The sequence below is a fragment of the Streptomyces sp. NPDC054813 genome (genome assembly GCF_053611365.1).
On the sequence record NZ_JBSHAF010000011.1, the window covers coordinates 353454 to 361583 of the forward strand.

Consider the following 8130-nt stretch of genomic DNA (forward strand, 5'->3'; position numbering starts at 1 on the left):
TCGGCCCCGCACCACGGGGGTTACTCCGAACGGGTGAACCTGGGTCCCGGGTCCCCGGTCGTCACTTGCCGACCGGGCCGACGTACGTCCCCGGGTGGGTCGCGCCGTCCTGGAGCACCACGGCACCGCCGCGCCACGGCAGGTCGAACGAGGTGCGCTGGTCCGGCGCGGTGATGACGACCGTGGTCGGCCTGAACGCGGTGGAGTCGCTCTGGTCCGACGCCAGGTAGGTGATGGTGAAGTGGGCGGAGCCGCCGCTCGCCAGGGTGACCCGCTGCGGGGTGGCGTTGGTGCGCTGCAGCGACCACTGCTGACCGCTGTTGACCAGGTCGACGCCCGGGAAGCCGTAGAGCGTGCAGGAGTGGCCACTCTTGTTGGTGAGCGCCACGACGGCGTGCTTCTGGCCGCTGCCGCTGCCGGTGTCCGCCCAGGAGTAGCCGAGCCCGGAGGCCTGGCAGGCGGCCACCGAGCCGCCGGAGGTGGCGGAACCGCCCGAGCCGGACGAGCCGCCCGAGGTGGCGGAGCCAGTGCTCCCGCCCGTGCCACTCCCCGAACCGCTGTTCCCGGCCGGCGTGGCCCCGGACCCGGAGCCGGTGGAGCCCGTGGAGCCGGTCGAGCCGCCGGAGCCCGTGGAACCGCCGGTGCCGGTCGCGTCGCCCGCCGCCGGAGCCGCCGTACCGCCGTCGGAGGTGACGGAGCCGGTCGCGGTGCCGTTGCACGCGGTCAGCAGGGCCATCAGCGCGGCGGCGCCGGTCAGCGCGGCGGCGGTCTTGCGGAGGTTGCGGCGACGGTTCGACATGGGGTCCCCCTGCGGTGGTGTTCTCCCCGGCTCTTCTGCCGGACACCTCTTTCGATGCGGCCCCGGGCAGGGAAGTTCGGGGCCCGCCGTCACGGGACCGTCGTGGTCGTGTCACGCCCGCCGTTACAGAATCCGATACCGAATCAGATACCGAATCGGGCGGCTCGACTCCCCTGTGACATCAGGCCATCCAGAAGAACACCGCCGTCATCCGCTTCTCCTCCAGCGTCTTGCCGGCGTAACCGGTGGCGCTGTGCACGAGGTTGGCGTTGTAGAGGAGCAGTCGGTTGTACCTGTGCGGGACGCGGACGTCCTCCTCGAAGTGGTCGCCCGGGACGAACCGGGTCCCCAGCGCCTCGACCAGGTTGTTGTGCGGGGCCTGGACGATGTTGCCGCCGAGCCGGCCGCCGGGCAGCGACTGGCGGTAGAAGGCGGTGCCGCAGTCCTTGGCGACACCGGGGTTGAGATACAGCACCGCCGCGTACCGGCACAGCGCCCGTGAGTCGGTGTGCGGGCGCGGCTCGCTCTCGCCCTCGCCGACGACCTGGACGCAGTTGTGGTTGAGGGTGCCGCCGCCCGGCGCCTGCTGCACCCACAGTTTCCCGGCGCCGGTCGCCTGCTTCACCATGCCTTCCACGACGGCGAGTTCGGCGGGTTCGAGGCCGGGCATGGTGCGCAGTCCTGGCCAGGTCTCCGAGGTGTACGGGTATCCCTGGACCCAGTCGTCCTTGGCCAGGCAGCGCTCCCGTACGGCGTCCACGTCCGGCAGGACGTCGTCGAACACCCAGTAGTCGCGGCCCTTGGTGGGCTTGCGGTAGGGCAGTACGGGCAGCGCGGCGGGGCCCTGGCCGGGACCACCGCCGGGTCGACGGCCGGGACCGCGGCCGGGAGCTGCGCCGTGCGGAACGCGCGGGAAGGGGGATTGTGGGGGCATGCGGCGAAGCTAGTCCGCAGCTTTGTCATGGCCACACCCGTCAGAGGAAGTCATCACCTTCCCGTGGCCAAGACATGGGAAGACGGCGCCCCGGGCAGAACAAGGCCTCACAAGTTCTTTGCCAAACCAAAAGGTTTCCGCCGCTTCCGCCATCCGTATTCACCGTCGACCGACCCGCCCCTGCGCGGGACCACTGACCGGCAGGAGGCACCGGTGCGCTTTTCGCGGAACGCGACGGGCACGCTCTTCGTGGGCGGAGCCCTGAGCCTGACCCTCGTGGCACTCGCCTACCCGAGCATGCTGGGCGTGAACACCGTGTCCAGTGACACGACCCGCGTCATCGCCAACACCCAGTGGGGGCCGCTGACCGAAGGCGACCGTGACTTCGTGGTGAAGGTGCGCGCGGCCGGGCTGTGGGAGTACCCCGTGGGCCAGATCGGCCTGAAGAAGGGTCAGAGCCAGGCGGTCATCACCGCGAGCAAGCACCTGATCGACGGCCACGCGGCGCTGGACGCCAGCTGCCGCAAGATCGCGCCCATGCTCAACATCACCATCCCGAACCTGCCCTCTCCGCAGCAGCAGGGGTTCGTCAACACCCTGAACGCCGACAGCGGCAAGAAGTTCGACACGGACTTCGCCAACATCCTGCGGGTCACGCACGGTTCGATCTTCAACACGATCGCCAAGATCCGCTCCACGACCCGGAACACCCTGGTGCGGATCCTGGCCGACCAGGCCAACGCCACGGTCCTCGACCACATCACGGTGATGGAGCAGACCGGCCTGGTCGACTTCCCGTCGGTCCTCTTCCAGGAGACAACCCCACCGAAGCTGCCCGCCACCGACCTGACGCCGCCGCCCCCGGACGGGGGCCAGCCGCAGGTCGTCCTCACCCCGCCGGTCAACAGCACGACCAGCCCGCCGGCGCTGCCGGGCGAGAACGGCTTCACGGGCAGCGGTGCCGGCGTCGGCACCGGCAACGCCGATGGCAATGCCGGCGCCTCCCCGACCCCCAACCCCACCGCCGGCTAGGCGCCCAGCCACACCGTGGTGTCGGGCGGCAGCGTGCCGTCAAGCGGCAGCGGCACGCTGGCCAGCAGCACTTCGCCCGGCGGCAGCGGCACCGGCGCGTCCGTCACGTTCGTGACGCACCGCCAGCCCTCCGACCGGGCGAAGTGCAGCACCCCGTCGGGCGCCTCGGCCCAGGTCAGCGTCTCGCCCTCGATCAGTTTGCGGCGCAGCCGCAGCGCGGTGCGGTAGAGCTCGAGCGTGGAGCCCGCCGTACCGGCCTGCGCCTCGACGGCGTACGACGCGAACCACTCCGGCTGCGGCAGCCAGGCGCCGCCCGGCCCGAAGCCGTGCGACGGCCCGCTCGCCGTCCACGGCAGCGGCACCCGGCAGCCGTCGCGGCCCTTGCGGGCATGGCCCGTCTGTTCCCAGACCGGGTCCTGGAGGACGGCCGCGGGCAGGTCGGCGACCTCGGGCAGACCGAGTTCCTCCCCCTGGTAGACGTACGACGATCCGGGCAGCGCCAGCATCAGCAGGGTGGCGGCGCGGGCCCGGCGGAGGCCATGCGGAGCATCGATCTCCGGCGCCCGGCCGCCGGACAGCAGCCAGGCGTTCTCGTCGGTGCCGGGTGGCAGCATCAGCCGGGAGGCGTGCCGTACGACGTCGTGGTTGGAGAGCACCCAGGTGGCGGATGCGCCGGCCGCGCGGGCGGTGGCGAGGGAGCCGGTGATGACCTCACGGAGCGCCTCGGCGTCCCAAGGAGTCTGGAGGTACTCGAAGTTGAAGGCCTGGCCGAGTTCGTCCGGGCGGGCGTACAGGGCGCGGCGGGCGCCGGGCACCCAGGCCTCGGCGACGGCCGTGCGGGGCGGGGTGTAGGCGTCGAGGATCTTGCGCCAGTCCCGGAAGATCTCGTGCACCTCGTCGCGGTCCCAGTAGGGATGCGTGCCGGGCGGTACCCGCTCCAGCGCCTGCTCGCCGGTCGCGCCGAACTCCGCCACGTCCCGGAGCGGCTCGGCGAGGTCCTTCACCAGGGCGTGCGCCACGTCGATCCGGAAGCCGTCGACGCCCCGGTCGGACCAGAAGCGCAGGGTGGTGCGGAAGTCGGCGCGGACCTCGTCGTGCGCCCAGTTCAGGTCGGGCTGCTCGGGGGCGAAGAGGTGCAGGTACCAATCGCCGTCCGGGACGCGGCGCCAGGCGCTGCCGCCGAACACCGACTGCCAGTCGGAGGGCGGGAGTTCGCCGTGCTCGCCGCGGCCGGGCCGGAAGACGTAGCGGTCGCGGGCCGCCGAGCCGGGGCCCGCGAGCAGGGCCTCCTGGAACCAGGGGTGCAGATGCGAGGTGTGGTTCGGGACGATGTCGACGATCACCTTCAGACCCAGCCGGTGCGCCTCGGCGACCATCGCGTCGAAGTCGTCCAGGGTGCCCAGGCGCGGATCGACGTCCCGGTAGTCCGCGACGTCGTAGCCGCCGTCGGCGAGTTCGGACGGGTAGAACGGGCTGAGCCACAGGGCGTCCACGCCGAGCGCGCCCAGATGGGACAGCCGCTCGGTGACGCCCCGGAGGTCACCGAGCCCGTCGCCGTCCACGTCGGCGAAGCTGCGCGGATACACCTGGTAGATCACGGCCTGGCGCCACCAGTCGGGGTTCCGGGAGGAAAGGTCGACCACGCGTGTTCCTTTCGGGCGGGACGGAATTCGAGCGGGGGGAAACCGAGAACAAGTCTGTCCATAATGCCGAGAAAGCGAACCTTCACACCGCACGGAGCGGATCATTCCCTGTGTGTGGGAGTTGTGATGAGCCCCGAACGCCTCTTGCTTCCACGCAGGTTGACAGTCTTCGGCACGTCACACGACCATGGGCGCACACCGTGGCGCATGCGACCAATGAGCCTGGTGTCTCTTCGCTTTCCGCAGCCTCCGCTGCCCTCCTCGCGAGATCCACGATGGGATATCCATGTCCATAACCAGACATGTCACCGCGCACCGCCTGCTGGGGACGGGCCTCGCGTCGTTCGCCCTGTGTGCCGCCTCCATCGCCGGGGCCTCCGGCGCCTTCGCGCACGGCACCCCCGGCGGTGACGGCTGGAAGTCCGGCGGCCACTACAGCCCCGGCACCGGGGCCGGCACGGAGACCGGCACCGACAAGTGCCAGTTCTCGGTCGACGGCTCCAACTTCTTCGACTCGGTGAAGGTCGACGACCAGAACCTGAAGGTCACCGACGACGGCAAGGTCCACATCAAGGTGCGCGCCGCCGCCGACGCCGCGAGCTGCACCGCCTCGCTCGCCTCCTACCTGGCCCACGGCGCCACCTTCGCCACCTCGGGCGAGCAGATCTTCGTCGACTTCGACTCGGTGACGGTCAAGCAGGGCCAGACCGACTCCCTCGACATCGCGGTCCCGGACGCCGGCTGCTTCGCGCAGATCGACCTGTACCGGGGCGCGGTCAAGTTCGACGGCGAGAAGGACGCGAACGACGGCTTCGAGCACGGCGACCTGCCGGCCGGCCCGGACCACGCGGTCATCAAGGACAAGCTGATCGCGTCCTGGAACGGCGGTACGAAGGACTGCGCGACCGGCGAGTCCTCCTCCCCGTCCCCGTCGGCCTCCGCCTCCGAGTCGACCCCGGCTGAGGAGACCACCCCGCCGCCCGCGCAGCTCCCGTCGCCTTCGGCGAGCGAGTCGACCGGCACGGCCACCCCGTCGGCCTCCGCCTCCGAGTCGACGACCGCCCCCGCGCCGGCCCCGAGCACCGACTCCGGCGGTGGCGGCGACCTGGCCCACACCGGCGCCAGCTCCACCACCCCGATCCTCGCCGGCGGCGCGGCCGTGCTGCTGGCCGGCGGTGCCGCGATCGTCGTCGTCACGCGACGCCGCAAGGCGACCCGCGCCTGACCCGAGGCCCCGCGGACCCCGCAGGCACGTACGCCCCAGCCGTCTTGAGCGGCTGGGGCGTACCTGTGCGGACGGGGCTCAGCAGTTCTTGATGTGCCAGACCGGACCCCAGTCGTAGGGGAGGTCGAGGCCGCCGTCCGGGGTGAAGCGGGTCAGCTCGTTGGGTCTCCGATGGTGGTCGGTCATCGGGGGTGGTCATGGGTGGTCATGCAGGGCCATGAGCGTCACCCGTCCCATTGGATGCGGACAAGGGTGTTTTCAGTTGGCTTTGCCCCTCGGCGGCCTTCCGCCTCCGGCTGCCCTCGGCCTTCGGCTGCCTTCGGCCTAGTCGGTGACGACCGTCTCCAGATACAGCTTCACGTACCGGGCCACGTCCACGTCGAGTGCCACGTCCACCATGGCCTGTTCCCGGCCACCGCCGTGGATCTCGGCCTCGCCCGGGCGGGGGCGGCGGTCGACGACGGTCTGGCCGCGGGTCGGTCCCGGGACCAGGGAGACCTCGACCGGGAGGTGCCGGGTGGTCAGACCGGCCGGGTCGGCGACGGCACAGACCGCGCCGGCGTCGCCGAGGCCGCCGGACGGGTCGTCGCCGTCCGGGTCCGGGGCGGCGGGCCGGTGCGCGAGCAGGTCACCGGCGAGCCGGGCGCCGGGTTCCGCACTCGCGCGCAGCCTCCGCACGTCCGCGCCCGGCACCACGACCCGCTGGAAGACGTCCAGGCCGTACATGGTGATCGGCACTCCGGCGGTGAGCAGGATCGCGGCGGCCTCGGGGTCGTGCCAGACGTTGAACTCGGCGACCGGCGTCGCGTTCCCGGTGGCGACCGCGCCGCCCATGAAGACGATCCGCTCGATGTTGCGGGTGACCTCGGGGTGGGTGCGCAGCAGCAGGGCGATGTTGGTGAGCGGCGCAGTCGGGACGAGGGTGACCGGGCGGGGCGAGGCGAGGATCTCACGGCGGAGCAGGGTGACGGCGTCGACGTCGGCGGCTCGGCGGGTGGGCGCGGGCATCCCCAGGTCGCCCATGCCGTCCGTGCCGTGCACGTGTCTGGCCGACCGGGCCGCCTCGATCAGCGGCCGCTCGGCCCCCCGCGCCACGGGAACGTCCCCGGCCCCGGCCCGCTCCAGCACGGTCAGCGTGTTCCGGACCACCCCGTCCACGTCGGTGTTCCCGGCCACACAGGTCACCGCCCGCAGATCGATCCCCGGGTGCCGTACGGCGAACAGCAGGGCGAGGGCGTCATCGACACCGGTATCGCAGTCGATGATCACGGGGATGGGCTGAGCGGGCACGGGGGCTCCTTCCGTCACCCCGACTCTATGCGCCGACCAGAACACCCGAACGAACGGCACGACAGCCGACCCAAGAGACGCCGGGAACTCCCCGACCGGCGGCACGACAGCCGACCCAAGGGGCGCGGGGCTGTGTCAATGTGCGGCTCCGCCGCGTGGGCGCGACCAGCCCCCACTACGCCGCGCGGCCCCACCCCTACCAGCCCCCAGTCATTCACTCTTGAAGTAGTGCCCCTCCTCAAGGTCCCCGATCAGCCCCACCTCGACCGGCTCCCACCCCAGCGACTCCCGCGTCCGCGCACCGTTCACCGGCACATCCATCGAGATCAGCGCCCCGAAGAACCCGAAGTGCCCGGCGACCCGCTCCTCCGGCACCCGCTCCACCGGCACCCCCAGCCGCCCCCCGATCACCTCGGCGATCTCCCGCACCGTGACCCCCTCGTCGGCCACCGCATGCAACTCCGCTCCCGCCGGCGCCTTCTCCAGTGCCAGCCGGTACAGCCGGGCGAGATCCAGCGTGTGGACGCCGGACCACCGGTTCCCGCCGTCCCCGGCATAGCCGGAGACCCCCGTGGCCCGCGCGATCCCGATCAGTATCGGCAGGAACCCGCCCCGGTCCCGCGTACTGTGCACGACCGGCGGAATCCCGACGACCACCGTGCGCACCCCCTGTCCGGCCAGCTCACCGAGCAACTCCCGGGTGACGGACCGGGGATTCGCGTTGACCGTCTTCTCGATGTGCTCGTTGCCGTCACCCCGCCCCATGCCGATCCCGAAGAGGGTTTTGCCGGTACCTGCGAGTGCCTCGCCGAACGCCCGGGTCACCGCCAGGTCGGTGGCCGCGGCACCGGCCATGTCCCCGGCGGCCATGGCCGCGTGGTCGAAGGCGAGATGGACGACGGCGTCGGCGTCCCGCGCGGCCGCCCGCAGTCCGTCCAGGTCCGCGAGGTCACCGCGGCGGACCTCGGCGCCCAGCGCGGTGACGGCCGCGGCGGAGTCGTCGGAGCGGGCGAGGCCGACGACCTCGTGCCCGGCCCGGAGCAGTTCGGGGATGACGGCGGAGGCGATGTGACCGCTGGCGCCGGTGACGAAGACACGCATGACAGCTCTCCCGAGAACGAGAAGAAGGTGTTTTTGTGTGGGGGAGGGGCACCCCGCCGCGGCATGTGGAGCCAGCCACAACACAACATAAGTGAGAGCAGAGAGG

Annotated in this window: 7 protein-coding genes; 2 read left to right on the top strand and 5 right to left on the bottom strand. The window is 71.8% G+C overall.

Annotation, left to right across the window (positions count from 1 at the left end; all coding sequences use genetic code 11):
• Positions 1-61: 61 nt before the first annotated feature.
• Both ACWGJB_RS24370 and ACWGJB_RS24375 read right to left on the bottom strand, forming a co-directional pair.
• Positions 62-799, bottom strand: coding sequence for a DUF4232 domain-containing protein (locus tag ACWGJB_RS24370; RefSeq protein WP_453382227.1), 738 nt, complete (start codon positions 797-799; stop codon positions 62-64).
• Positions 800-980: 181 nt separating this feature from the next.
• Entirely contained in the window at positions 981-1733 is a 753-nt protein-coding gene (locus tag ACWGJB_RS24375) for a DUF6445 family protein (protein WP_453382228.1), read from the bottom strand.
• 213 nt (positions 1734-1946) lie between these two features.
• Here ACWGJB_RS24375 and ACWGJB_RS24380 point away from each other — a divergent pair, with 213 nt between their 5' ends.
• The gene (locus tag ACWGJB_RS24380) at positions 1947-2765 is read left to right on the top strand and encodes a DUF4142 domain-containing protein (protein WP_453382229.1); all 819 of its coding nucleotides are present in this window, start codon (positions 1947-1949) and stop codon (positions 2763-2765) included.
• Here the strand turns inward: ACWGJB_RS24380 and ACWGJB_RS24385 are convergent.
• Entirely contained in the window at positions 2762-4513 is a 1752-nt protein-coding gene (locus tag ACWGJB_RS24385) for a glycoside hydrolase family 13 protein (RefSeq protein WP_453382230.1), read from the bottom strand. The genes ACWGJB_RS24380 and ACWGJB_RS24385 overlap by 4 nt on opposite strands.
• Positions 4514-4694: 181 nt before the next feature.
• Between ACWGJB_RS24385 and ACWGJB_RS24390 the strand changes: the two genes are divergently transcribed.
• Complete coding sequence (locus ACWGJB_RS24390; RefSeq protein WP_453382231.1) at positions 4695-5633, top strand: LAETG motif-containing sortase-dependent surface protein; 939 nt, start codon at positions 4695-4697, stop codon at positions 5631-5633.
• Between the two features lie 324 nt (positions 5634-5957).
• Here the strand turns inward: ACWGJB_RS24390 and ACWGJB_RS24395 are convergent, their stop codons facing one another.
• Together ACWGJB_RS24395 and ACWGJB_RS24400 are read right to left on the bottom strand one after the other, a co-directional pair.
• On the bottom strand, positions 5958-6923 hold the full coding sequence (locus ACWGJB_RS24395; protein WP_453382232.1) for a nucleoside hydrolase: 966 nt from the start codon (positions 6921-6923) through the stop codon (positions 5958-5960).
• A 210-nt stretch (positions 6924-7133) separates the two neighbouring features.
• A complete protein-coding gene (locus tag ACWGJB_RS24400; RefSeq protein WP_453382233.1) occupies positions 7134-8024 on the bottom strand; it encodes an SDR family oxidoreductase in 891 nt (296 codons plus the stop codon).
• Between the last annotated feature and the right edge of the window lie 106 nt (positions 8025-8130).